Raw genomic sequence first — 23,888 nt, forward strand, 5'->3', positions numbered from 1 at the left:
GAGAGCCCGACCGGTCTGCGGGCACGTTGCCGATCAGGAGAGGCTGCGTGACCGCTCAGTCGGCGAGCTGGGCTGCGGCGGGGTCCGCAAGCGGCTCGAGGACTCGAGAACGATGAGGCCATGAGCGATCCTGCTGTGGGCTGATTTGGTACCGTTTCCTCTTTGATCCACTCGAGGTTCGCGTTGCGTCCTAAACGGTTACCCGAGCTGCGGTGCGTTTTCGGGCGAATACGGACCGTCTCGGATGAGTCGCCCGGCACTGCGCCACGCCGCAGTGTTCGTGCACTCCCCGACAATGCAGGGTGCCGAGCACGCGCGAACGTGCTCGCACGCCTGATGTTGTCCCGGCGAGTACCGCAAACGGTGTCCCGGCTCTGCGCGGATCTCAGATCGCGGTAGAACAGCGGGGCACGGGAGGGCAACAGTGCAACGCGTGTCCTCTCTCCTCAGAATGGCCATCGCCACTTGTTCCGACTCGTCTTTTTCCCGGAAACTGTAGGGGGTGCGACGCGCGGAACCGCTAGGGAAGGGGAAAACAGTGTCCGGGCGAATCGTGCGCTGCGTGCTCGGTCTCCTCATCGTCGCGCTCGCCATCCCGATCCCTGTTCGAGCGGACTCGTTACCGGAAGTCGTTGCCCAGCATTGGATCATCATGGACGCGGAAACGGGCCAGATCGTCGCTGAGCGAGCGGCACGCCAACCAGTCGCCATCGCGAGCCTGACCAAGGTGATGACTGCAGTCGTGGCGCTCGAACGGGGCGCGTTGGATCAGCCAGTCACCATCGTGCCGGAGGATTTGATCGGCGAGTCGTCGGCTGGGTTGCGAGCTGGACAAGTCGTGACGCTGCGAACGCTCTTGTATGGTCTCCTGCTCCGCAGCGGGAACGATGCCGCGATGGCGATCGCGCGGGCAGTCGGTGGAAGTCCGGATGCCGAGGATCCTGCTGCTCGCCAGCGCTTCGTCACCTGGATGAACGCGAAGGCGGTCGAGCTGGGTCTGCAGGCGACGTCTTTTCGCAATCCTCATGGTTTGGACGAACCTGGCCATGTCAGCAGTGCCTACGATCTGGCGCGGCTCACGCGCGTTGCGCTCGCCGATCCGGTCTTCGTCGAGATATTCGGTGCGGCGAGCTATCACGGTGAGGGATTCTCGTGGCGGCACACCAATCGACTGCCCGAGCGTTACCCAGGGATCATCGGTGGGAAGACGGGTTGGACCGACGAAGCGGGCCTCTGCTTGATCGAGGTTGCTGAGCGGGCAGGGAAGACAGCGATCGTGGTACTGACCGGCTCGACCCTGGCCGCCTGGTACGACGACGCGGCCAAGCTCCTCGACTATGGCTGGACGAAACTCGATCGCCTCACTGGGTCAGCCGATGCCGAGCGACTGTTCGACTGGTGGTGGCGCCGGACGGAGGATCCGGTCGCGCGGGGGCTCGTCGTGCGGACCTGGCTTTGGGGTCCAGCTCTCGGCCCGGTCGAGTGGGAAGCCTACGCGGACGCACCCGACGGGAAGCGTCTCGTCCGCTATTACGAGAAAGGCCGGATGGAACTGACTCATCCCGACCGTGCCGTCGACGCACGCTGGCGCGTGACCGGCGGTCGGTTAGCCTGGGAGCTCCTGACTGGCTGGCAGCAAATCGGTGACGAGACGTACGTCCAACGAAAACCGGCTGCGATCGCGGTTGCGGGTGATCCCGGTAATCCTGTCACCTATGCCTTGCTGGGAACAATGCTCGCTGCGCCCTCTGGGCCTGCCGACGAACCCGTCACAGCTCGCCTCTTTCCCGATGGGACGGTCGTGCACGACGTGGAATTGGCTCGTTATGGGGTGAGGTACGGCGCGGTCTTTCGAGAGACCAACCATAGCGTGGCGTCCATCTTCGCGAACTGGCTCGAGCAACGAGGGTCGGTTTGGGCCGGATACCGACTGCGCGAGGAACCGCTGTTCTCGCCGTGGATAGCTGTCGTCGGTTATCCGATCACTGAGCCGTACTGGGTGAGGGTCCCGGTCAGGGGTGTCGAGCAGGATGTCCTCGTCCAGTGTTTCGAACGGCGCTGTCTGACGTTCACGCCGGCTAACCCGCCGGGCTGGCAGGTTGAGATGGGGAACATCGGTGTGCACTATCGGCAGTGGGTACAGCGCGATCGCGGTGTGCTCCTCCAGAATCTCTCCCGCTCGTCATGATCGCGATTGGCAGAGAGGGCGGTGAGACGGGAGGAGCGCCGGCGAGCGGTTACTGGCGCTTGCCCACGAGCAACTCAGCACAGTTCGCCTCTCCGTTGTTCGGGCGCTCTCTCGACGGTCGAAAGTGGCTGGAGTTCCCAAAAACGCTCGGCGAGTTGGCCTCGTCCGACTTCCAACGTATACGACCGGAGAACTCGATCGAAGGGGCCGAGGTCACGAAAGACGAAAGCGATCTGGCTTCGATAATGACTGATCGCTCGCAGGCGTCTCTGGAAGAGCTCCTCCGAAAGAAAGACGAGCCATGGCGGACCGGCTGTCCAGCGCTGGATGGTGCAGTCGCGCTCGGCCTGGCTCCCTGGCATGGCGCTGTACGGTTGATCCTCGTAGGCCCAAACGGAAAAACCTCGTTCGACCAGGCGTGTACCGAGCAGACGCGCGATTTGGTGATCGACGTGGTTGCCGAGAGCGAGGGGAACGAAAATCGCCGGTGATTCGGCGTGGGAGCGGATCACCTCTTCGACGAGATCGAGGAGCTCATCGACCAGCACCAGATCATCGGGGTGGAGAGGTCCGAAGAGTTCGTCGTCCGAGTTGTAACGGGCATCGCGGTAAATTGCGTCCGGGACATCGAACCAGTGTGCCGTCGCCCCGAGTTCGGCAGCGGCGGCACGCTCTTCCTCGCGCCGCAATTGGACAGCCGTCCGATCGTCCATGCCCCGCCATCGGTGCTGCTGCTGCGCGAAGAAACTGAGCGGCTCAGATGGCTCTCCGCCGAAGAGCGTGAGGATGACGGGCTTGCGACCACTCGCGGCGAAGAGGGCGACGGTTCCACCGCACGAGAGTGGAACATCATCGAAGTGTGGGGAAAGGAAAATCGCGTCAGCGGTCAGCTCACACATAACGGACACGAGCGTCACCGATCCGTCTGGTAACCCGCTGTTGGTCGAGGTACTCGAGGAGTGCCTGCGCGTACTTGCGACTCGTCCCGAGTGCATCACGTACTTGAGCGAGCGTCACACTGCCATGAGCATCGATCAGTGCGAGCACACGCTTTTTGATTTCTGCCCATGCAGACGGAGCGAAGACGACCTCGTCATTGACGCGGACGACACGTCCAAGGTCAGCGAGCGCTTGGACGAGTTCCGGCTCGATACCGTACTCGCTGGGAGACGGCGGAGAGAACGGCTCACGCAGCAGAGCAGCTTCGTAGGCCCGCGCTCGGTTCTCTTGCTCCTCGGTCAGTTGGATCCGATGCTCGGGCAAACGCAGCACATCGTCGTCTTGGATCACCGCGCCGGCCTGAGTGAGCCAGTGGACAAGGAGTTCGAAGAAACGGGGCGAGAGCCCGAGGCGACTCCGTGCCATTTCGCGTGGAAGCCCGCGCCGAAGCGGATAGCGTGCGTGATAGTCGCGGAGAAGATCGAGTAACTGGGCAGTGATCCGCTCCAACGCCGTGCGCTCGGCGAGTGCGCTGCCCGGGTTCAACGCGCCTTCCGCATTTTCCAGACAAACGATCTGGCCCTGCTGGATCAGTTGAGTGATGGCTCTCGTGGCAGTCGTCTCGTCGAGATTCGTTCGTTGGAGTACATCACGCCACTCGGCGATACCGCGTTCCAAAGCATGGAGCACCAGCGCCTCGGGGGAGCCGGAGGCGAGAAGCTCGAGCGTACGCAAAATTTCTGGACGGAAGCGCCGATGCCGGCGCGGAGCCGTATCGATGATGATGCCGCCTCCGAGTGTCGCGCTCGGCGAGGGACGGCGGATGATGAAACGGTCGCCGCGCACGGCGACGACCGGCTCCTGAAGGCGCAGTTGAACCCAGCCGACCATGCCCGGTTCGAGTCGCTCAGCATCGAGAAGCGTGACGCGGGCGAGTGTCTCACTCGCTCCGACGAAGAAATCGACCTCGTCGTTCTGCTCGAGCGGCTCCGGGGCGTCGGGCAGCATGCGCAAGCGAGCGTCGAGGAGCATGGTCGGTCGGAGCCAGCCAGGGACGGTGAGCACGTCGCCGCGCACCAGGTCTTCGACTTCGACGCCACTCAGATTGACCGCGGTACGCGATCCAGGGAGAGCCCGATCGACTCGCGTCCGATGACTCTGCAAGCCGCGCACTCGTGCCCGGAGGCCGCGGGGGAGGATTTCGACTTCTTGCCCAACTTCCAGTTCGCCGTCCCGCAGCGTACCCGTGACGACCGTGCCGAAGCCCGCGACGGTGAAAACACGATCGATCGCCAAGCGCGGCTTGCCGCTCCGAGCATGAGGCGGAACCTGATCGAGTACCTGGTCGATCACCCGTACGAGCGCATCGAGACCATAGCCAGTCACGGCCGAGACAGGAACGATCGGGACGCCGGCAAGAGCGGTGTCTCGCAAGAGTTCCTCGACTTCGACGATGACGAGTTCGAGCCAGTCGGGTTCGACGAGATCGCTCTTGGTCAGCGCGACGAGACCGTGCCTGATCTCGAGCAAGTCGAGGATGGCTACATGCTCGCGTGTTTGCGGCATCGGACCTTCGTCGGCAGCGACCACGAGAAGAGCGGCATCGAAACCGCCGACCCCAGCGAGCATATTCTTGATGAAGCGCTCGTGCCCAGGAACATCGACGATACTCAGTCGGCGGCCACTCGGGAGCGTCATCCAGGCGAAACCGAGATCGATCGTCATCTCCCGTTCCTTTTCCTCGCGGAGCCGGTCGGGATCGATCCCAGTGAGTGCCTTGACGAGCGTCGATTTTCCGTGATCGACGTGCCCAGCAGTGCCGATGACGAAGGTCTGACGTGCCATCCCGGGCTCGAGCCTCCCACTCTCTCGCGAAAGTGTACCGTGTGGTTGCAGAGAACGATCACGACGGGGGAAGGAGCAGGCGCTGTGTCGGTCAGTCCGTATCGGATTCCTCGATCCTCGCGGTACGCGGCGCTCGATGCCACTGCGCTACCAGCGCTCCGTGTCGAGACAGGCGCGGTCGTCGAGTTCGAGACGAGCGATGAGCCGTACGAAATGCTCGCTCGTGGCATCCTGGTCGAGGAGATCGGATTGGATCGCTTCAACCAAGTGACTGGTCCACTCGCGGTCAAAGGAGCGCGCCCGGGTGACACACTCCGAGTCGATATCCTCTCCATCAGCATCGAGCGCGCTTGGCTGGTCTTCATCCGCTCATTCGGTCCGCTAGGGCGACTGTTACCGAAGACGGTGTGCGAACGCTTGGACGTGCATGGCGGACGACTCGTCGTCTCCGAACGGCTGCAGCTTCCCCTCCGGCCGAGTATCGGCTGCATCGGGGTCGCTCCCGCTCGTGGGGCGAGCTCGACGTTCCGGCCGGTCTGGCCATGGGGTGGGAACCTCGATCTGGTCGAACTGCATGCCGGAAGCACGATCTGGCTACCTGTGCAGCGACCGGAGGCGTTCCTTTTCCTGGGTGACGTGCATGCTGCGATCGGTGCGGGTGAACCGGCACATGTCGCGATCGAAGCTGCCGCACGCGTTACAGTTCAGGTCGCGGTCGATCACCGACTGCGGCTTCCCGGGCCGCTGGTGCGCAGCGATGATGAACTCCTGGTGTTCGGTCTTGGACCCGATATCTCGAGCGCTCAGCAGGCTGCGCTCGAAAACGCCGTCGCCCTGGTCCGGCGTGCGTTCGAGCTCACGACGCGCGAGGCGTATGCGTTCGTCTGCGCGTGTCTCTCTTACCGATTCGGCGGACCAGCTGGTCCGGTTGTGGTTGCCGCGCTTCCCCTCGCACCGGTCACTCAGCTGTCCGGCAGCGCGATTCCGAGCTGGCTCGCCAGTTCCTGAGGCGTGGTAACCGGTCGCTGGCACGCGAAATTGCGGCAGACGTACGCTGCCGGATGTCCGTCGACCAGGGAGCGCTCGGCCAGAAGCGGAACGATCGACGCGGCAATCTCGTCCTCCGGGCGGCGCAAAGCGAGGACACGATTCGGCAGGTAGCTCGCCTGGACGACCCGGAGGAGCGCTCGGGTCTCTGGTTGCGTCGGATCACCGATGATGGCGACTTCGAATGGCTGACCGAGCGCAAAGTCCATGGCGAGCAACAGTTGCCCGCAAGCAATCGGGTGCTCGACGGCGAGCTGTGCATAGCGTTCCAAGAGCGTTCGCGCCTGGTCGATGAAGCGATGCTCACCCAAGAGTGTACCCAGGCGGAGGAGCGCTTCGGCTGTTGCTCCATTGCCGCTCGGCGTACCTTGATCAATGAACGTTTTGGGGCGGACGATCAGCTGTTCCCCATCGCTCGCTGTGTCGTAGAAGTCACCGGCTACCGGATCAATGAACTTGGCCAAAATCGCCTCAGTGAGTTGGCGAGCCCAGGCGATCCAGAACGGATCGAAGGTCGCTTCGTAGAGCGACACGAGCGCATTCACAAGATCAGCATAATCGTCGAGGAATCCAGGGAAGCGCGCCTCACCTTCCTCCCAGACGTGGTAAAGCGTCTTCCCGTCCCACAACTGATCCCGGAGAAAGGTGGCTGCTCTCTCAGCAAGTGCGACGAAGTCAGGGCGATCGAGCGCTGTGCCGGCTTCCGCGAAGGCGCGGATGGCCAGCGCATTCCAAGCGACGATTACCTTCTCGTCACGGGCTGGATGAGGACGCTGATCTCGCGCTTCGTAGAGGCGAGCACGGATCGAGCCGATGCGCTGCTCGAGCTCATCGAGTGAAAGGCCGAACTCGCTCGCGATCGTTACCGGATCCTCCGCGACGTGCAGGATGGACTTGCCCTCGAAGTTTCCTCGTGGTGTGACACCGAAGTATCGACAGGCAAGTCCAGCGTCATCGTTTCCCAAGACGGCTGCTATTTCCTCCGGCGTCCACAGGTAGAAGGCTCCTTCCCCCTCCTCACTATCGGCATCCTGAGCAGCGAAGAACGCTCCATGGTCTCCACGCATTTCGCGCTGTATGTACACGAGCGTCTCTTCGGCGATCGTTCGGCAGAGTCGGTTACCCGAAGCAAGGTGGGCGAGGGTATACACACGTGCCAGCAGGGCGTTGTCGTAGAGCATTTTCTCGAAGTGCGGGACGAGCCACGCTTCGTCGACCGTGTAGCGGTGAAAGCCGCCCCCGATCTGGTCGTGGATTCCGCCACGGGCCATCGCAGTGAGCGTCTGCAGCACCATTTCCAGTGCGCGTGGTGCGCCGGCGCGGCGAAACGTCCGCAGGAGAAATTCGAGTTGCAGCGGGGAGGGAAACTTGGGTGCAGTCCCGAAGCCCCCATGCTCCCGATCATAGTGAGGGACGAGATTGCGGGCAGCCTCGTCGAGAAACTGTTCCCGCAACGGTGCTGCCTGGAGCGGTGGGCGTGACTGTTGCTGCAGATAACTGACGAGATCCTCGGCCGCGCGCTCGACATCGGCGCGGCGCTCCCGATAGGCCTGGGCGACGGCGAGGAGGACGCGTGGCCAAGCCGGTAGCTGACCCCGGTCTTCAGGTGGGAAGTACGTACCGCCGTAGAACGGTTTGCCATCGGGTGTCAGGAAGACGTTGAGTGGCCAGCCGCCGGAGCCTGTCATCGCTTGCAACGCATTCATGTACAGCTCGTCGAGATCGGGGCGCTCCTCTCGATCGACTTTGATGTTGACGAAGAGCTCATTCTGGAGCTGAGCGATTTCCGGATTTTCGAAGCACTCGCGCTCCATCACGTGGCACCAGTGGCAGGAGGAGTAACCGATGCTGAGGAGGATCGGCTTGTCCTGCTCGCGGGCAACACGGAAGGCTTCCTCGCACCAGGGATACCAGTCGACAGGATTGTCAGCGTGCTGCCGCAGGTAGAGACTCTTTTCGTTGGCGAGGCGGTTCGGCATGGTGAACCTCGCTCTCCTGTGCACTCTTCTTCGCCGGTTTCCAGCGTTCGCTGGTTCGTTCGATGATACCCGATTCGTGTCCGAAGACGCTGCGCTGCCTCGTCGGAGCAACCATGTGTGGGTGCTCTTGGCCGTACCTGCGGTGGATCGTCCGGAAATGGAGCGAGCGCTGAGGTCGATCCTCGGGCCTGGTGGGACAGGAACGCTGGGTACCCGAGAAAAGTGGCTGCTCGAGGTGGGTGATCGAGTGATCGCTCACGGTGTCTCCTCAGGTGAGCGCCCGAATCCTTTCTTGCCAGTTACAGCACAGCGCGCTCCATTGTCGGTTGACGAAGGGGGCTCGGCGTGATAGTCTGAGCCCATGTGCGGCTCTCGAGCGAGACCGTGCAGGGGAAAGGGGGTGATGCCCGGAATGAGTAGCTACGAACTTCCGGGCGTCACCGTGGAGGTAGTCGGATAACCGGCTTTCCCCCGGGGGCGCCCACACCAACCACCGAGCCGGCCTCATCAGGCCGGCTCGGTGTTTTCTCGGGTATCCTTCGCCATGGAAGAAAGCATGGAAGCGAAAGGGGCGTGCAAGGTGACGAGAAGTGCCGAGGCGACCGAAGCGTATATCCGCCGCATCGAGGAGTATCGCAAGCGACGGGACGAGTTCTTCAAATCCAATGAAAACTCCCCGCTCCTACCAGAACAGCGGGAGCGCTTTCGCGGGTTGCGCTATTATCCGGTGAAGCCTGAATACCGCTTCGTCGTCGAGTTGCAACGCGACGGTGTCAGTCAAGAGCGCGTGATACTCGGTACCACCACGGGTGAGCCGAAGGAATTCATCGTCGCTGGTCGCGTGACAGTCGAAATCGAGGGGAAGCCCGTGACGTTCACGGTCTACCGGGAGGTCGGCCGTGGGCGCTACTTTTTGCCCTTCCGGGATGCCACTGCTGGAAGCGAGACCTATTCAGTCGGTCGCTATCTCGATCCTCAAGAGACGCCGGATGGCAAGCTCGTGATCGATTTCAATATGGCGTATAACCCGTACTGTGCGTACAACGATCGTTGGACCTGCCCTATCCCGCCCCGCGAGAATATCGTCGATGTGCCCATTCGAGCTGGCGAAATGGCCTATCCCGACTACGTCTCGATTACCGAACAGGAAAAACCGTCAGGACCGATGCCGTTGATCGGAGGATGAGGTGGGACTCGAGGTCACCGCGAGTACGACGCCTTTGGCGGTCGTGGAGGCAACTGTCGTCCTCCCGATCGGGCAGGATGGCCAACTGGAGCGGATCGCCGGGATCGAACCGGGAGTCGCCGAGCGGCTGGCTCGAGCTGCGCGGTCGATCGGTTTAGCGGGCCGTGTCGGACAAGCCGGACTCCTTCCCCCGATCGACGGTCTGGCAGCCGAACGGTTCATCGTGGTTGGCATGGGAGCTGAGCATCAGCGATCGCTTGCCGACGTGCGACGTGGGGCGGCACTTGCCGGAAAACTCGCCGGCGAGGTCGGTGCGAGTGTGCTCGCCTGGCCGATCGTGGCCGTGAGCGGATCGAGTTCAGCTCAGGTCGTCCAGGCGATCGTCGAGACGACGGCGATGGCCAGCTATCGCTTCCACCGTTACCGATCTGGTGAGGGTGGGACGCGGTTGCGGCAGCTGGTCGTACTCGGTGAGGGGGCTGAGGTCGAGGAGGGAATCCAGCGCGGGCGCCTGACGAGCGATGCGGTGTGCTTCGCCCGTGACCTGACCAACGAGCCTGCGAATGTGCTCGACCCCGAGCGGCTCAGCGGGATCGCGTGGGAGATCGCGCAGGAGACTGGGCTGGCCTGTTCCGTCTACGATCGGGCGCTGCTCGAGGAACTCGGTGCTGGGGCGATTCTCGCGGTGGGGCAGGGTAGTCGCCGAGAACCGCGACTCATTCATCTCGTCTATCGGCCGGATGGTGATGTCCTCGGTCGCGTGGCTCTGGTCGGGAAGGCAGTGACGTTCGATTCGGGCGGGTTGAGCCTCAAGCCAGCCGAGGGAATGGAGCGGATGAAGGGAGACATGGCGGGAGGAGCAGCTGTCCTCGCGGTGCTGCGAGCGCTTCCCGCGTTGCGCCTTCCCGTGGAAGTGCATGGAGTCGTGGCAGCAGCAGAGAATCTCCCCGATGGAGAGGCATTCCGGCCCGGGGACATCCTGCGCACTTTGAGCGGGAAGACGGTCGAGGTCATCAGTACCGATGCCGAGGGACGGTTACTGCTCGCAGACGCACTGACGTTTGCCGTGCAACAGGGGGCTGACCTCTTGGTGGACATCGCGACGTTGACCGGTGCCTGTGCGGTCGCGCTCGGGCGCAGTGGAAGCGGCCTGTTCGCCAGCGATGATTCGGTCGGCCAGCTGATCCTCCAGGCAGCGAACGAGGTCGGTGAGCGGATGTGGGCTCTTCCGCTCTGGGACGACTATCGCGAGCTCCTCAAGAGCGAGCACGCCGATCTCAAGAACACAGCTGGTCGTTGGGGGGCAGCGATCAATGCCGCGCTCTTCCTCCGCGAATTTACCGAGGGACGACCTTGGGCGCATCTGGATATCGCCGGGCCCGCATGGTCGGAGCAGGCAACGTTGTTTGGGCCGGCCGGTGCGACGGGACACGGTGTGCGGACGCTGCTCCGATTCGTGGAGCTCTGGGCGGAACGACGAGGAGCGGCAGAATGAGCCGAGCTTTCGCCCGCCGCTTTCAGGTTGCGACGGGTGGGCGCGATCAGATGCTGGATCTCACTCCGCAGGTTCGCGAGACGGTCGAAGCCAGCGGGATCCGGGAAGGATTGGTTTGTGTCTTCGTCGCTCATTCCACGGCAGCCGTGTCCGTCTCGGAGTACGAGCCAGGCCTGATGCAGGACGTCCGGATCGTTGCTGAGCGAATCGCTCCACAGGGGGCAGCGTACGCGCATAACCGTCTCAATGCTGATGACAACGCACACAGCCACTTGCGTTCGCTGGTCGTCGGGCCGTCGGTCACCGTGCCACTCGTGTCAGGTGAATTGACACTGGGAACATGGCAACGCATCGTCCTGCTCGACTTCGATACCCATCCGCGGACACGCACAGTATGGGTGCAGGTGCTCGGTGCGACGTGACGTGGTACGAACGATCGCCGAACTCTTGACCGACTTGCGAGCGCGCCGCGGGTGGCCCCTGCGGGAACTCGCCCAACGGAGCGGTCTTTCTATCGCTTATCTCAGCGAGTTGGAACGTGGACGCAAGTTACCGACTCTCGAGGCGCTGGATCAGCTGGCGGCAGCGTTCGATTGCAACCTGGCGGCATTCCTGCGTTTACTCGCCGACCGCCTGGAGGAACCGACAACCGAAGTACGTCACGACGCCGAATTTCAGGATTTGGATCCGGCCGAACGATCCGAACTGGCGTGCTATGCCGAATACTTGCGCTGGCGGCGTTCGCACTGCGTTCAAAGGTGACCGTGAGGAGGGAAAGAAGATCCGTGGTGAGCGAGCGACTGACGGCACACTTCGTCGACACGGGTTGGCTGGCCGAGCGGCTCGGAAACCCGCTGGTTCGTATCGTCGACTGCCGGTATTACTTCGATGGGCGGGACGGGTACGAAGAGTATCGCAAGGGCCATATTCCGGGTGCCCGTTACCTCGATTGGACAGTGGTGACTGTCGATCCGCACGACCCTGTGGCGTACCGACTCGCACCGTCACAATATATAGCAGGCCGGCTGGGTGAGTTGGGTATCGGTGACGAGCATCTCATCGTTGGCTATGACGACGAGGGTGGACACTTCGTTGCCCGCCTCTGGCTTGCACTTGCCTATTACGGGAAAGCCGACCGGCTGCGCATCCTGGAGGGGGGCTGGACTCGGTGGGTGGCTGAGGGACGATCCACTGCGACCGATGAGCCGGTGTGGCCTCGGGCTGCTTTCCACTTGCCGTCGACACCTGTGCACCCGGAACTCGTCGCTGATGCTCGCGACGTTCTGGAGGCTCTCGCGTTTGGGAAGAGCGTCGTGCTCGACGTGCGGCGGCTGAGCGAATACACCGGTGAGGAGGTGCGTGCTCGCCACGGTGGGCATGTGCCTGGGGCGCGACATTGGTTCTGGCAACGGAGTCTCGATTGGGATGGCTTACGGATGTTCAGGCCTCCGGAAGAGGTGCGAGCTGGGCTGGCAGAACTCGGTGTGACCACCTCGACACCGGTGATCACCTACTGTCATGGAGGTGTGCGTGCTGCGCACGCTGCGCTGGCGCTGGCGCGGGCTGGGTTCCGACACGTTCGGGTCTATGTCGGAAGCTGGGCGGAGTGGGGGAACCGCGACGATCTGCCGCGGGCGCTCGGGCTTCCGCATGGCGACGGACGGGAATCATGATGGTTTGACAGCCAGGATGCGCTGCACGATCCCGGCGAGTCGTCGCTGCTCTTGGAGTACCTGAAAACCGTTTGCGACGACCATCGGAAGTGGTTCGCGGGCGAGATGATCGTGAGCAAATCGCACGCTGAGCGGTTCGATCAGGCGTTGTGCCAGCCCCAGCAGTCGCCGATCGCTGCGGACATGCTCGACGAGGATGAGGCGTCCTCCAGGTCGAAGCACGCGGTATGCCTCACGTAGTGCTTGTTGGACATCCGGAATCGTGCAGAGGCTGAGGATCGAGAGGACCGTGTCGACGCTGGCGTCGCGCAGTGGAAGGGCCTGCGCATCGGCACGCAAGAGTGTCACGGGACGGCCGTGCGCGCGGGCGCGACGGTGGGCAACGCGCAGCATACCGAGACTGACATCGATGCCGACCAGGACGATCCCTGGCCGATAGGAGGGCAGCGTTCGACCGGTTCCGATGGCGATTTCGAGAGTCCACCCAATAGCTTGGTGCGCCGCCCAGGCACGCCAGTCGCCTAATAACCAGCGCTCGATGCGATCCATCGCCGCATCGTACTGGCCAGCGAGGCGGTCGTATTGCCGAGCCAGTTCACGCACTGTTCGTTGGTCGTGCATCGTTTCCTGGTCCTCGCACGAGCAGTGTAGCTGGTCGAGAGCGCTCGGAACCAGTAGTCTTGAAGGGATCGAGGAACGGAGCGTGCGATGTGGTTGATCGTTCCGGTGATCTTTCTCCTCTCCTGGCGGATGACCCGGCGGTGGGGACAGGCCCTCAACGAAACCGTGGCCTGGATCGTCGGCTATTTGGCGACCGCGGGAGTCCTGTGGCTGACCGACGTCGGTGGGCTCGATCTCGTCGAGACTCGCCCCAATAGCCCGGGCGCGATCCTCGCCATCCTGGGCGGGTTTCTCGGCATGCTGGTGAGTCGCTGGCGTTGGAAACGGCGGGGAGGTCATCTGGAGCCGCGAACGGACTGGCGGAAGGCGCTCATTCGAGGTGCGGCTCGCGTGAGCGCGCGGCGGTCCGCCGGCGGGGGCACAGCCGCTGGGAGTCGAACGGGAAGCGCTGTCGGTTCGGATGTCGCCGCGATCGCTGGGCGACTGCTCGGTCGTGCAGCGGCCAACCTCTTCGTTCCTGAAATGCGACGCCGCAACCCCTGGTTCCGGGCGATGCGCGCCTTGATTTCGCCTGACGAGGCTCGGCAGCGACGGCAGTGAGCGTCTTGGGAGGGAGGCATGGGAGTGGAACGGTCGCTACCGACGCGCGAGGAAGCATGGCAACTGGTGCGGGAGTTTACGTCACAGCCCCATCTTTTGCGTCACATGCGGGCGGTGGAAGCGGCCATGCGGGCATACGCCCGACGGTTCGGTGAAAATGAGGAACTTTGGGGGTTGGTCGGGATCCTGCATGATTTCGACTACGAGCGGTACCCGGACATCAGTACGGAGGGGCACCCGGTCGTCGGTGCGCGCATCTTGCGAGAGCGCGGTTACCCGGAAGAGGTCATCCGAGCGATCTTGGCGCATGCGAGCGAGGTCACTGGGGTCGAACCGGAGTCCCTCCTCGAGAAGACGCTGGTCGCGGTCGACGAACTGACCGGGTTTCTGGTCGCAGTGGCATTGGTACGCCCGACCAAGAGCATCCTGGACGTGGAAGTGTCCAGCGTCAAGAAGAAGTGGAAGGCGAAGGAGTTTGCTGCCGCGGTGAACCGCCAGGAGATCGAGCGGGCAGCAGCAGCGCTCGGGGTTCCGCTCGAGGAACACATCCGCATCGTGCTGGACGCGATGAAGGAGATCGCTCACGAGTTGGGGCTGGAGCGGCGGCCGGTCGAGGCAGCTCGACCCGCGTTGGAAGGTTAGAGGACAGACGAGGGGCATTCCCTTGAAGGATGCCCCTCGTGTCGCGACCGCACAGACAAAGGGATGCCGAAGCAGCGAGGGTGAATCGCATTCCTACCCAGAAGGCACGCGGAGCTCAGCCCGTCTTGATCTCTGTCCAGAGACGATCCAGCTTGAGAGCGCCCTCTTCACCGACGTCCTTGATCCATTGAAGTCGCTTCCAAACCTCCGGTGGCGGATAAACACCCGGATTGTTGAGCACTTCTTGGTCGATATAGCCTTGCTCTCGGGCTGCTTTGTTCGGGCTCCCGTACATGATGTAGTTGGCGTTGCGCCCAGCGATGTCGGGCCGGTTGAGAAAGTCGATGAAGACCATCGCCGTGTACTTGTGCGGGGCCGTCTTGGGAACACAAAGGTTGTCCTGCCAGACCGTGCAACCTTCGGTAGGGATGACATAGCGGAGGGTCGGCTTCTCTTGCTCGCTCATGAGCGCATCGCCGGTCCAGATGTGGGCGATCAGTGCTTCGCCCGCGACGAGCAAGTCATCGTTGTTCTGGCTGGAATAGGCGAGCACGTACGGCTTCTGCGTGAGGAGTAGTTGCTTCGCTTTAGCGAGTGCGTCATCGCTGGTCTCGTTGATCTCGTAGCCCAAATACATGAGGGCGGCCCCGATCACCTCGCGCTGGTCATCCAACATGACCACCTTGCCGCGCACCTCGGGTCGTGGTTCGAACACTTCTTTCCAGCTGGCGAGGTCTTCGCCGAGCACACTGGTATCGTAGCTGTAACCGGAGGTACCCCACATGTACGGCACGCTATAGGTGTTGTCGGGGTCATAGTACGGTTTCAGATTCTCGGGGTCGATGTTCGCGATCGTCTTGATGACAGAGTAGTCGAGTGGCTCGAGGAGGCCGAGGTTGATCATGATGCTGACCATGTAGTCGGAGGGAACGATAACGTCGTAGCCCGTCGCGCCACCTTGGAGCTTGGCGAGTAGATCCTCGTTGGAAGCGTAGGTGTCCATCGTGACCTTGACGCCATAGGTCTCTTGGAACTCGGTCAGGATGTCCGGATCGATGTACTCCGACCAGTTGTAGAAGTTGAGTTCCTTGTCCAGCTTGCTGCGATCGATATAGTCAGGGATTGCAGCCCCAACGCGCGGTGATGCCTCAGTGGACGCGGGTGTCGGCGTCGGCTGCGATCGAGCGCAGGCAGTGAGCAAGTTGGCGAGCGCGAACGAACTCATGCCGAGCAGTGTCACTCGCCGCAAGAGTTCACGGCGCGAGAGCCGACCCTGCTGCCAATCGCGGATCCATCGCTGGATGAGTTCCGGTCGATTCATCGTCTCCTCCTCATGTCAGAACGACCGACGACGCTGGAACAGGAGCGATCCTAAAACGAGCACGATGGAGGCAAGCAGCATCACGGTGGACAGCGCATTGACATCCGGCGTGATACCGCGCCGCACTCGGCCGTAGATCTCGAGCGGCAGCGTCGTCGAGCCCACGCCGGCTGTGAAGAACGTGATGACGAAGTCGTCGATCGAGAGGGTGAACGCCAACAACGCTCCGGCGATGATGCCGGGCATGAGGAGCGGGAGCGTGATGTGTCGGAACGTCTGCCACTCGTTCGCACCGAGATCCTGAGCGGCCTGTTCCAGTGTGCGATCAAAGTCTGCCAGACGGGCGCGCACGACGACAGCGACGAAGGGGAAAGAGAAGGCGATGTGGGCGATCGTGATCGTCCCGAGACCAAACTTGAGCTTGAGACCGAAGAACTGGTCCAGCCAGGTAAAGGCCAGATTGAAGAAGACCAGCAGGGCAATAGCCATCACGATTTCGGGCACGATGATCGGCAGATACATCGCGGCTTCGTACATGCGCTTGACGCGAAAACGCGTGCGTTCCAAGGCAAGCGCGCTGAGTGTCCCGATCACCGTCGAGACGATCGTCGAGACCAGAGCGATCACCAACGAGTTCTGCGCGGCGACTCGGACCCGCTCGTCAGCGATCATGCGCGCGTACCAATCGAGCGTGAAACCCATCCAGACTTGCATCTGGCGGGAGGCATTGAAGCTGAAGATCGACATCACGATGATGGGGGCGTACAAGAAAATGAAAGTTAGTAATACATTGAGATTGAGCACTGCCCACCCGAAAGAAAAACGGCGTTTGCTCCGCATCGTCGTCGCTGGTCGTGCCGTTGCCATCGAACTCATATCCGCCGCGTCTCCCCGATTCGGAAGTAGAGCATGGTCGCTGCGAGAACGATCGCCATCAAGACGAACGAAATCGCTGAACCGAAGGGCCAGTGTCGCACGGTCAGGAACTGCTGATTGATCAGATTGGCGATCATGACTACCTTGCCGCCCCCGAGCAAGTCAGGGGTCACGAAGGCACCGACTGACGGAATGAAGACGAGAATCGAGCCAGCGAGAACACCAGGAAGCGTAAGAGGAAGCAGGACGCGCCAGAAGACGTGCCACGCATTCGCACCGAGATCCTGTGCAGCCTCGACCAGCGTGAAGTCGAACTTCTCGATCGATGCATAGATCGGTAGGATCATGAAGGGAAGATAGCCGTAGACGAGACCGAGCACGACGGCGAAGGGGGTGAAGAGCAGAGAGAGAGGACGATCGATCAGCCCCAGCCACTGCAGCGCGTTGTTGATGAGCCCGTCAGCGCGCAAGAGGAGCATGATGGCATAGGTGCGCACCAGAAAGTTCGTCCAGAACGGGATCAGGACGAGGACGAGGAGTGCGTTGCGCCAGCGGCGTGGACTCCGGGCGATGACGAAGGCGAAGGGATAACCGATGACGAGACAAATGACCGTGGTGAGCAAGGCGAGCCAAACCGACATGAGAAAGACTCGAATGTACAGCCAGTCGAACAAGCGCGCGTAGTTCTCCAGCGTGAAAGCCCAGGCTACCGCTCCATAGGGGCCGCGGCGAGCGAAACTGTAGGCGAACACGATGGCTGTCGGTAACAAGAAGAACAGGAGGAGCCACAAACCGCCTGGCCCGGCGAGGAAGAGAGCGCGCACTCTTTCGCTTTGCCGGATCCGCTCACTGGCGCGCTCGTGCCAGCCGAGGGAACGCTCTTGGACTCGTACACGGTCGATGGCGCTCATCTTGGCGTTCCTCTCGCGCTACTCGGTGAGGATCCGTGCCGCATCGGTCGCCCAAGTGAGCGATACGGGAGTCCCGACGGGAAGGAGCAGTCCCCCGTCCAAGCGGTTGCGGTCGTTCTGACTGCGGACGCGGATCGTCGTGTCATCGCTCACCCGGACGACGTAAAACGTATCGGTTCCGATGTAAATCACTTCTTCGATTCGCCCGTGCAGGAGCCCGTTGGTCCCCGGAGCCTCGATGGGAACGAGCCGAACCTTCTCGGGGCGAACGGCAACGGTGACTTGCTGGCCGACTGTGAGCTGGCGATCAGCCGGAACCTCGACGGGAAAACGATCAGCGATGACAACGGTGGCCGCGGCCGAACTCGCAGCCTGGACAGTCCCACGAAGGAAATTCGATTCGCCGATGAAGTCGGCGACGAACCGCGAGGCTGGTCGCTCGTAAATCTCCATCGGTGTTCCCACTTGCAGAACGCGTCCGGCATTCATCACCGCGATACGGTCCGACATGGTGAGCGCTTCTTCTTGATCGTGCGTGACATAAATGAAGGTGATACCGACGGTCATCTGGAGGTGTTTGAGTTCCAGTTGCATTTCTTTGCGCAGCTTCAGATCGAGCGCTCCGAGTGGCTCGTCCAGCAAGAGGACACGCGGCCGGTTCACCAGGGCTCGGGCCAAGGCCACGCGCTGTTGTTGTCCACCGGAGAGCTGCCGCGGATACCGCTCCTCCATACCGCTCAAGCGGACCAGGTGGAGTGCTTCGCGAACTCGACGGGCGATTTCGTCGCGCGGAATGCGCTTCATACGTAAGCCGAAGGCCACATTGTCGAAGACCGTCATGTGGGGAAAGAGCGCATAGTTCTGGAAAACGGTGTTCACGTTACGCCGGAACGGGGGCGTATGACCCATCCGGCGGCCCTCGATGAGTACCTCGCCCGCGCTCGGATGCTCGAACCCTGCGATCATGCGTAGCGTGGTCGTTTTTCCGCAGCCCGAAGGACCCAACAGGGAGAAAAACTCTCCCTGATAGATCTGGAGCGAAACCCTATCGACTGCGACCACGCCATTCTCGAAAACCTTGGTGACATCGAGAAGTTCGACGTCGATCGGGCGCTCCAACGGTTCCATCCCTCCCATGCCGCTCGCGCATACTGTCTCGATCGCCAGGATTGTCGGCGTCATGGTCATTCTATACCGAACCGTGTTGCTGTCGACAAGCGCTTTCGGCTCCCTGAATCGCGATCGATCGGCGAATCGGCCAGCAGGTTCGCTGCGTGACGATGAGCGAACTCGGATACCAGTGCTCACGGACGTGCCCGACCAGGTAGAGCGAGCCAGTGACCACGATGAGATCGTTCGGCTGTGCCATTTCGAGGACCAGGGCGAGCGCCTCAGCTGGATCATCGACGGTGACCGCGTGTGTCCCTTGCGCCTGACAGGCCGCTGCGAGTTCGACCGGATCGGCAGCAGTTCGTAAGAATGCTCGTGGGGTGGTGAGCACCACCATGTCGACACTTTTTGCCAGCATCGTGGCCATCGTCAGCGCATCGTGTCCTTCCAGGACGCCGAAGAGAGCTAGTCGACGCCCCTGCACGGACAATGCGTCCAGCGCTTCGAGCAAAGCCGCCATTTTTTGCGGGTTATGCGCACCATCGAGAATGACGAGGGGTGTCTCCTGGATGATCTCGAAGCGCCCCGGGAAGCGGGTGGTCACCAAGCCGCGTGCGATCGTTTCGTCATCGATCCGTCCTCCGATACGATCGGCGAACGTGCGGATGGCAGCGATGGCCAGTGCCGCATTGCGAGCTTGATACGATCCTAATAAGCCGATCGGAAAGGTGTGCCCAGTGCGGAGGTCAGTGAGTGTTGTGCCGAGACCGGTCGAGGTGACCCAATAATCGCTGCCTTCGCGCACGACCGTGAGGGATGCGCCGACAGCGTCGGCTTCCGCGGCGATGATGGCGAGCAACTCGGGATCAGTGACTCCGGTGATGGCGGGACGACCCGGCTTGATGATACCTGCCTTGTGCCAGGCGATGTCACGGATTGTCGGGCCGAGCGTGCGGACGTGGTCGAGCCCCACGGTGGTAATCACCGCGACTTCCGGCAGGACGACATTGGTGAGGTCGAAGCGTCCTCCGACGCTGACTTCGATCACGGCGACATCCACCCGCTCCGATCGCAAAGTCTGAAAGACGAGCGCAGTCCAAAATTCGCCGTAGGTGAGCGGTTGACCACCTCGGGCGATCCACGAGCGAACCGCTTGGTCCAGTATGGCGACCTCCTCAGCGAATCGCTCCGGTGCGATGAGTTGTCCTGCGATCTGGAGCTTCTCCGTTTCTACCTGCAAGTATGGAGAAGTGTGCAGGCCTGTGCGGTATCCAGCAACATGCAGGATATTGGCGATGAAGGCAGCGGTCGAACCTTTGCCCGAGGTGCCAGTGATGTGGATGACGGGATAGACCCGATGCGGGTTGCCGAGGTAGGCGAGGAAGTCACGCAGTCGTTCCAATCGGCGTTGGGCCCGCAGGCGGACGATCTCTGGCGGGGTCCCAGGAGGGGGACCGGGTGGAGCTTGAATGAGTGCCCGGAGGTACCCGGTCGCCCATCGATAACGTGCGTCGGGCACGGACGCCTCGCTCATCGGATCCGACTCCTCCGGTTAGACTGGATGTGGCTCGTCCGACGATTCTCGCAGCCGGTGCAACCTGAAGTATGACGTTTCGCGAGGGAAGAGACTTTCCAGCCTGGCGGTTCTTCGCTCTCGGTGCGATCGGCAGCGCTGTTGGTTTCGGGTTCGTTGCCGGTACACTCGTGTTCGCCGCCCCTCTCTTCGCGATTTCGCCGAGTAGGATAGCTCAGCTCGTCTCTCTGCACGGCCATGGCCAACTGTACGGGTTCGTGCTCGCGTTGACGATCGGCGTTGCCTGCTGGTTCTTGCCGCGGCTTTGGGGCCGCCCGCAACGTGGTGTCCCGTGGCTCGTCGGAATGTTCCTGTTCAGCGGTCTCCTGCTCCGCGTGTTCGGATCGATCCTCGATCGACCTCGGCTGGCTCTTGTGGGAGGCGGACTGGAGTTCGTCGCCTTCGTCCAGGCAGGATGGGACCTCACTCGCTCGGTTGTGCAAGCGCCACTCGCTGGTAAGGCACGTGATCCTGCTCTCGCCGTCGGCGTCATCGTGGCCGTCGTGGCGTTGCCGATGGGACTCGCGGCCGATCTGTGCGCGATGGTGGGCATCTGCTCGAGCGGGCGGGTCGTCAGCGTGCTTGTCGGATTCTACGGTGCGGCTGTCCCGATCGCGTTGGCCATGACCGGGCGCCTGTTCCCCCTGTATTTCTGGACGCGCGTTCCTCATCGGCGGTATCTGGCTTGGGCACTCATGATCACGACGGGCGGACTGTGGTGGCGTGTCGGCGCGTTCGTCGCGGAATGGTCTTATGGGGTACGCTTCGGATGCGCCTTGCAGGGAGCGGGGCTAGTGGGAGCGATCGTCGCTCTGCGGTTGCTCGAACCGCGACAGGTTCGTCCGGCGGCGAAACGTTCGCTGTGGCAGGATCCTTACGCCTGGCTGGCAGCACTTGCGTACACAGCGTTGGGTGCCGACGCTCTTCTGCTTCTCGGCGCGACTTTTCGTGGCGTTCTGTCAGCACCAGCTCTCGAGTGGCATTTAGTCGGCGTCGGCTACCTGATGGTGTTGATCACCGCCGTCGGCCCGTTGCTCCTCGCTGTTTTCGCTGGTGAGCGCACGGGGGCAACGTGGCCTGGCTGGGTCATCCTGGGATCAGTCCTCATGACAGCGAGCCTGCGGATCGGGGCTGCGCTCGCGCCGGGAGAGGCAGCTCGGTGGGCTGGTGCAGCTGCCGGGCTCATCGGAGCGACGACTGTCCTCCTCTTCGCTTGGCACGCGCGAATCCTTTCGCTGAGGCGGAGCCGCCGCGCCCTGTAGGGATCTGACGTGTTACGATACATGACGGTTGCGAAAGGAAAGTGCCAAATGGCACGGATGGGAGAACCCGAAGGATGAGCGAGCTGACACGCGAACGAGTGCTCGAAGCCCTGCGTCCTGTCCAGGACCCGGAACTGCATCGGAGCCTGGTCGACCTTGGCATGATCAAAGAGGTGACCATCGAGGGAGCGAGCGTCCGCGTTCAGGTGGAATTGACGACCCCAGCGTGCCCCTTGCGCGAGCGCATCAGGGAGGACGTCGAACGCGCGGTGCGTGCGCTCCCTGGTGTGCAGACGGTCGAAGTTGGGTTTTCGTCGCGCGTACGCGCGGCGGGAACCGGTCTACCGGATCGTCAGCCCATACCCGGGGTGAAGAACACGATCGCAGTGGCGAGTGGGAAGGGAGGCGTCGGCAAGTCGACGGTCGCGGTCAATCTGGCGGTCGCACTGGCTCAAGAAGGAGCGACAGTCGGCCTCTTGGATGCCGATGTCTATGGTCCCAGCATTCCGCTCATGCTCGGAGCGGAGGAGCAGCCAGGGCTGGTCGACAACAAGATCATTCCCGGTCGTGCTTACGGTATCGCCGTGATGTCTGTCGGATACATTCTGGATCCGGAGAAGGCACTGATCTGGCGCGGGCCACTGGTTTCGCAACTCATCCGCCAGTTCTTGAGCGACGTGCAGTGGGGTGATCTCGATTATCTGGTCATTGACCTTCCACCGGGCACGGGGGACGTGCAGTTGACACTGGTGCAGACGATTCCGTTGTCCGGTGCGATTATCGTGACCACACCGCAGGATGTCGCTCTCGCCGATGCGATCAAAGGTCTTCAGATGTTCCGCGAGGTCAAAACTCCGGTTCTCGGTATCGTCGAGAACATGAGCTACTTCGTCTGCCCGCATTGCGGCCATGTCGCGGAAATTTTCGGCTCGGGTGGCGGCGAGCGGGTAGCGAACAAGTATGGAGTGCCCCTCTTGGGTCAGATTCCGATCGATCCGGCTGTCCGGGAGGGTGGCGATCGCGGCGTGCCGGTCGTCGTCGGCCAGCCTGGTTCGTCGACTGCCCAGGCCTTCCGGGAGGCGGCTCGTCAGGCAGCAGCGCGTCTCTCGGTGGAAGCCGTGAAAAAGCCGCGCAAGCCGGTGATGATGCTGCAACCCAAACGGTGAGGGATCGGGATACTGCTCCTGCCGCGCATCGCCTAGAGATGCTAGGATCGCTCGCCAGGAGGAGGAAGGGTATGCGCTGCCGGTGGTGTGGTGGTGAAGTGCCCAAGGGGGCTCGTTACTGCCCGTGGTGCGGGCGGGCTCGCACCGCGGAAGCCTCTGGTGGGCGGCGACGCGTGGTCATTACCGGCTTGGGGGCAGTGACGCCGCTGGGCTTGAGCGTGGAAGAAACGTGGCAGCGGATCTTGCGTGGGGAGTCGGGAATCCAGCGGATCGAGCGATTCGATCCGAGCGATCTGCCAGTGCAGATCGCCGGCGAGGTGCGCGGTTTCGTGCTCGGCGACTGGGTCGATGCCAAGACCGCGCGGCAGATGGCCATGTTCAGTCAGTATGCGTTGGAGGCGGCGGGTCAAGCATGGCGGGATGCCGGTTTGGATAGTGGAGCGATCGATCCAGCCCGGGCAGCCGTCGTGATCGGTACCGGTGCTGGAGGCATGGCGACGATCTTGGAGACACATGAACTGGCCCAGCGCCGAGGCCTTCTGCGAATCTCGCCGCACTTCATGACGATATTCCCACACAACATGCCGGCGTATCATTTGGCGCAAGCGTTCCGTTTCCTCGGTCCGAGCCTGACGGTTTCGACTGCCTGCGCGACCGGTGCCCAGGCGATCGGGGAAGCCGCGGAGATGATCAGGAACGGCGCGGCGGATATCGCGCTGGCGGGGGGAACCGAATACTGCGTCTTTCCGCTCTTCATCGCGAGTTTCGCCGTGCAACGGGCTGCCTCCACCTGGAACGATCGTCCGGAAGAGGCCAGCCGGCCGTTCGATGCGGAGCGTCACGGCTTCGTGGTCGGAGAGGGTGCTGGCATCGTGGTGCTGGAGGCGCTCGAGCACGCGCAGGCACGCGGTGCTCGTATCTATGCCGAGCTCCTCGGCTATGCCTCGAGCAACGATGGATACCATCCGATCGCGCCTGATCCAGAGGGAAGTGGGGCAGCGCGGGCGATTCGGGCTGCGCTGGCCGATGCGTGCGTCGGCCCGGAAGACGTCGATTACATCAATGCGCACGCGGCGTCCACGCCGCTCGGTGATCGGGCAGAGACGCAGGCGATCAAGGCGGTCTTCGGGGAACGGGCCTATCGCATTCCGATCAGTTCGACGAAATCGATGATCGGGCACTTGATGGGTGCGGCTGGTGCGGTCGAATCGATCGTCACCATCCTGAGCATCCGTGATGCCATCGTGCATCCGACGCGGAACTACCGGTATCCTGACCCGGAGTGCGATCTCGATTATGTGCCGGAGGGGCCGCGTCGGCACACGATACGGGTCGCCTTGAAGAATTCGTTCGGTCTCGGTGGGCAGAATTGCTGCCTGGTCTTCGCGGCGTGGGATGGAGCGAGAGGGCCGGAACAGAGCGAGCCGAGCTCTCTGCGTTTGGAGTAGGAGGCT

21 protein-coding genes are annotated in these 23,888 nt (G+C 62.4%); 12 read left to right on the forward strand and 9 right to left on the reverse strand.

Annotated features, from left to right (window positions below):
- Window positions 1-538: 538 nt before the first annotated feature.
- Window positions 539-2,188: a D-alanyl-D-alanine carboxypeptidase family protein gene (locus TRD_RS13490; protein ID WP_012641910.1), complete on the forward strand. Its 1,650-nt coding sequence runs from the start codon at window positions 539-541 to the stop codon at window positions 2,186-2,188.
- A gap of 74 nt (window positions 2,189-2,262) precedes the next feature.
- Here the strand turns inward: TRD_RS13490 and TRD_RS02340 are convergent, their stop codons facing one another.
- Window positions 2,263-3,087, reverse strand: a complete 825-nt coding sequence (locus TRD_RS02340) for a PIG-L deacetylase family protein (protein ID WP_052294042.1) — start codon at window positions 3,085-3,087, stop codon at window positions 2,263-2,265.
- Entirely contained in the window at window positions 3,080-4,972 is a 1,893-nt protein-coding gene (gene selB, locus TRD_RS02345; RefSeq protein ID WP_012641912.1) for a selenocysteine-specific translation elongation factor, read from the reverse strand. The genes TRD_RS02340 and selB overlap by 8 nt, the downstream gene beginning before the upstream one ends.
- Window positions 4,973-5,056: 84 nt before the next feature.
- On the opposite strand from selB, the gene TRD_RS02350 reads away from it, so the two are divergent.
- A complete protein-coding gene (locus tag TRD_RS02350) occupies window positions 5,057-5,980 on the forward strand; it encodes an acetamidase/formamidase family protein (protein WP_012641913.1) in 924 nt (307 codons plus the stop codon).
- On the opposite strand, the gene TRD_RS02355 is transcribed toward TRD_RS02350, so the two are convergent.
- Window positions 5,935-7,998: a thioredoxin domain-containing protein gene (locus TRD_RS02355; RefSeq protein WP_012641914.1), complete on the reverse strand. Its 2,064-nt coding sequence runs from the start codon at window positions 7,996-7,998 to the stop codon at window positions 5,935-5,937. The two genes, TRD_RS02350 and TRD_RS02355, sit on opposite strands and share 46 nt — an antisense overlap.
- Before the next feature lie 556 nt (window positions 7,999-8,554).
- Between TRD_RS02355 and TRD_RS02365 the strand changes: the two genes are divergently transcribed.
- The 5 genes from TRD_RS02365 to TRD_RS02385 are packed head-to-tail and all read left to right on the forward strand — an operon-like array spanning window position 8,555 to window position 12,352.
- Window positions 8,555-9,184, forward strand: a complete 630-nt coding sequence (locus tag TRD_RS02365) for a DUF1684 domain-containing protein (RefSeq protein WP_012641916.1) — start codon at window positions 8,555-8,557, stop codon at window positions 9,182-9,184.
- Window position 9,185: 1 nt separating this feature from the next.
- Window positions 9,186-10,679 carry a leucyl aminopeptidase gene (locus TRD_RS02370; RefSeq protein WP_012641917.1) on the forward strand — a complete coding sequence of 498 codons (1,494 nt, stop codon included), beginning with the start codon at window positions 9,186-9,188 and terminating at the stop codon, window positions 10,677-10,679.
- Window positions 10,676-11,101 carry a secondary thiamine-phosphate synthase enzyme YjbQ gene (locus TRD_RS02375; RefSeq protein WP_012641918.1) on the forward strand — a complete coding sequence of 142 codons (426 nt, stop codon included), beginning with the start codon at window positions 10,676-10,678 and terminating at the stop codon, window positions 11,099-11,101. Before TRD_RS02370 ends, TRD_RS02375 begins: the two co-directional genes overlap by 4 nt.
- Window positions 11,091-11,441, forward strand: a complete 351-nt coding sequence (locus TRD_RS13495) for a helix-turn-helix domain-containing protein (protein ID WP_012641919.1) — start codon at window positions 11,091-11,093, stop codon at window positions 11,439-11,441. The genes TRD_RS02375 and TRD_RS13495 overlap by 11 nt, the downstream gene beginning before the upstream one ends.
- Window positions 11,442-11,467: 26 nt before the next feature.
- Window positions 11,468-12,352: a sulfurtransferase gene (locus TRD_RS02385; protein WP_226980711.1), complete on the forward strand. Its 885-nt coding sequence runs from the start codon at window positions 11,468-11,470 to the stop codon at window positions 12,350-12,352.
- On the opposite strand, the gene TRD_RS02390 is transcribed toward TRD_RS02385, so the two are convergent.
- The gene (locus TRD_RS02390) at window positions 12,347-12,973 is read right to left on the reverse strand and encodes a class I SAM-dependent methyltransferase (protein WP_012641921.1); all 627 of its coding nucleotides are present in this window, start codon (window positions 12,971-12,973) and stop codon (window positions 12,347-12,349) included. The genes TRD_RS02385 and TRD_RS02390 overlap by 6 nt on opposite strands.
- Before the next feature lie 87 nt (window positions 12,974-13,060).
- Here TRD_RS02390 and TRD_RS02395 point away from each other — a divergent pair, with 87 nt between their 5' ends.
- Entirely contained in the window at window positions 13,061-13,573 is a 513-nt protein-coding gene (locus TRD_RS02395) for a hypothetical protein (RefSeq protein WP_012641922.1), read from the forward strand.
- Between the two features lie 18 nt (window positions 13,574-13,591).
- Window positions 13,592-14,215 (forward strand): HD domain-containing protein, encoded by a 624-nt coding sequence (locus TRD_RS02400; protein ID WP_041435923.1) that lies wholly within the window; start codon window positions 13,592-13,594, stop codon window positions 14,213-14,215.
- Window positions 14,216-14,330: 115 nt separating this feature from the next.
- Here TRD_RS02400 and TRD_RS02405 read toward each other — a convergent pair whose 3' ends face one another.
- Genes TRD_RS02405 through TRD_RS02425 form a run of 5 tightly spaced genes read right to left on the reverse strand, consistent with a single transcriptional unit; the run spans window position 14,331 to window position 19,967 of the window.
- Window positions 14,331-15,536 carry a polyamine ABC transporter substrate-binding protein gene (locus TRD_RS02405; protein ID WP_012641924.1) on the reverse strand — a complete coding sequence of 402 codons (1,206 nt, stop codon included), beginning with the start codon at window positions 15,534-15,536 and terminating at the stop codon, window positions 14,331-14,333.
- Between the two features lie 15 nt (window positions 15,537-15,551).
- Window positions 15,552-16,403, reverse strand: a complete 852-nt coding sequence (locus TRD_RS02410; protein ID WP_041436372.1) for an ABC transporter permease — start codon at window positions 16,401-16,403, stop codon at window positions 15,552-15,554.
- A 5-nt stretch (window positions 16,404-16,408) separates the two neighbouring features.
- On the reverse strand, window positions 16,409-17,323 hold the full coding sequence (locus TRD_RS02415; RefSeq protein WP_012641926.1) for an ABC transporter permease: 915 nt from the start codon (window positions 17,321-17,323) through the stop codon (window positions 16,409-16,411).
- Between the two features lie 18 nt (window positions 17,324-17,341).
- Complete coding sequence (locus TRD_RS02420) at window positions 17,342-18,511, reverse strand: ABC transporter ATP-binding protein (RefSeq protein ID WP_012641927.1); 1,170 nt, start codon at window positions 18,509-18,511, stop codon at window positions 17,342-17,344.
- 1 nt (window position 18,512) lies between these two features.
- A complete protein-coding gene (locus TRD_RS02425) occupies window positions 18,513-19,967 on the reverse strand; it encodes a bifunctional folylpolyglutamate synthase/dihydrofolate synthase (protein WP_012641928.1) in 1,455 nt (484 codons plus the stop codon).
- A 71-nt stretch (window positions 19,968-20,038) separates the two neighbouring features.
- Between TRD_RS02425 and TRD_RS02430 the strand changes: the two genes are divergently transcribed.
- From TRD_RS02430 to fabF, 3 genes are all read left to right on the forward strand, one after another.
- On the forward strand, window positions 20,039-21,268 hold the full coding sequence (locus TRD_RS02430) for a hypothetical protein (protein WP_012641929.1): 1,230 nt from the start codon (window positions 20,039-20,041) through the stop codon (window positions 21,266-21,268).
- Window positions 21,269-21,342: 74 nt separating this feature from the next.
- Window positions 21,343-22,434, forward strand: coding sequence for an iron-sulfur cluster carrier protein ApbC (apbC, locus tag TRD_RS02435; RefSeq protein ID WP_012641930.1), 1,092 nt, complete (start codon window positions 21,343-21,345; stop codon window positions 22,432-22,434).
- Window positions 22,435-22,505: 71 nt separating this feature from the next.
- Window positions 22,506-23,882: a beta-ketoacyl-ACP synthase II gene (gene fabF / locus TRD_RS02440; RefSeq protein WP_012641931.1), complete on the forward strand. Its 1,377-nt coding sequence runs from the start codon at window positions 22,506-22,508 to the stop codon at window positions 23,880-23,882.
- The last annotated feature ends 6 nt before the right edge of the window (window positions 23,883-23,888 follow it).

Origin of the sequence: Thermomicrobium roseum DSM 5159, from assembly GCF_000021685.1 — a bacterium.
In the GTDB taxonomy this organism is placed as follows: domain Bacteria; phylum Chloroflexota; class Chloroflexia; order Thermomicrobiales; family Thermomicrobiaceae; genus Thermomicrobium; species Thermomicrobium roseum.

What these genes read in the sequence shown, in the direction of transcription:
- TRD_RS02375 (WP_012641918.1), top strand. Translation starts at nt 10,676, where the DNA reads ATGAGCCGAGCTTTCGCCCGCCGCTTTCAGGTTGCGACGGGTGGGCGC.
- TRD_RS02430 (WP_012641929.1), top strand. Translation starts at nt 20,039, where the DNA reads ATGACGTTTCGCGAGGGAAGAGACTTTCCAGCCTGGCGGTTCTTCGCT.
- TRD_RS02405 (WP_012641924.1), bottom strand. Translation starts at nt 15,536, where the DNA reads ATGAATCGACCGGAACTCATCCAGCGATGGATCCGCGATTGGCAGCAG.
- TRD_RS02355 (WP_012641914.1), bottom strand. Translation starts at nt 7,998, where the DNA reads ATGCCGAACCGCCTCGCCAACGAAAAGAGTCTCTACCTGCGGCAGCAC.
- TRD_RS02395 (WP_012641922.1), top strand. Translation starts at nt 13,061, where the DNA reads ATGTGGTTGATCGTTCCGGTGATCTTTCTCCTCTCCTGGCGGATGACC.
- apbC (WP_012641930.1), top strand. Translation starts at nt 21,343, where the DNA reads ATGAGCGAGCTGACACGCGAACGAGTGCTCGAAGCCCTGCGTCCTGTC.
- TRD_RS02420 (WP_012641927.1), bottom strand. Translation starts at nt 18,511, where the DNA reads ATGACCATGACGCCGACAATCCTGGCGATCGAGACAGTATGCGCGAGC.
- fabF (WP_012641931.1), top strand. Translation starts at nt 22,506, where the DNA reads ATGCGCTGCCGGTGGTGTGGTGGTGAAGTGCCCAAGGGGGCTCGTTAC.
- TRD_RS02390 (WP_012641921.1), bottom strand. Translation starts at nt 12,973, where the DNA reads ATGCACGACCAACGAACAGTGCGTGAACTGGCTCGGCAATACGACCGC.
- selB (WP_012641912.1), bottom strand. Translation starts at nt 4,972, where the DNA reads ATGGCACGTCAGACCTTCGTCATCGGCACTGCTGGGCACGTCGATCAC.
- TRD_RS02400 (WP_041435923.1), top strand. Translation starts at nt 13,592, where the DNA reads ATGGGAGTGGAACGGTCGCTACCGACGCGCGAGGAAGCATGGCAACTG.
- TRD_RS02410 (WP_041436372.1), bottom strand. Translation starts at nt 16,403, where the DNA reads ATGGCAACGGCACGACCAGCGACGACGATGCGGAGCAAACGCCGTTTT.
- TRD_RS02365 (WP_012641916.1), top strand. Translation starts at nt 8,555, where the DNA reads ATGGAAGCGAAAGGGGCGTGCAAGGTGACGAGAAGTGCCGAGGCGACC.
- TRD_RS02340 (WP_052294042.1), bottom strand. Translation starts at nt 3,087, where the DNA reads ATGTGTGAGCTGACCGCTGACGCGATTTTCCTTTCCCCACACTTCGAT.
- TRD_RS02415 (WP_012641926.1), bottom strand. Translation starts at nt 17,323, where the DNA reads ATGAGCGCCATCGACCGTGTACGAGTCCAAGAGCGTTCCCTCGGCTGG.
- TRD_RS02425 (WP_012641928.1), bottom strand. Translation starts at nt 19,967, where the DNA reads ATGAGCGAGGCGTCCGTGCCCGACGCACGTTATCGATGGGCGACCGGG.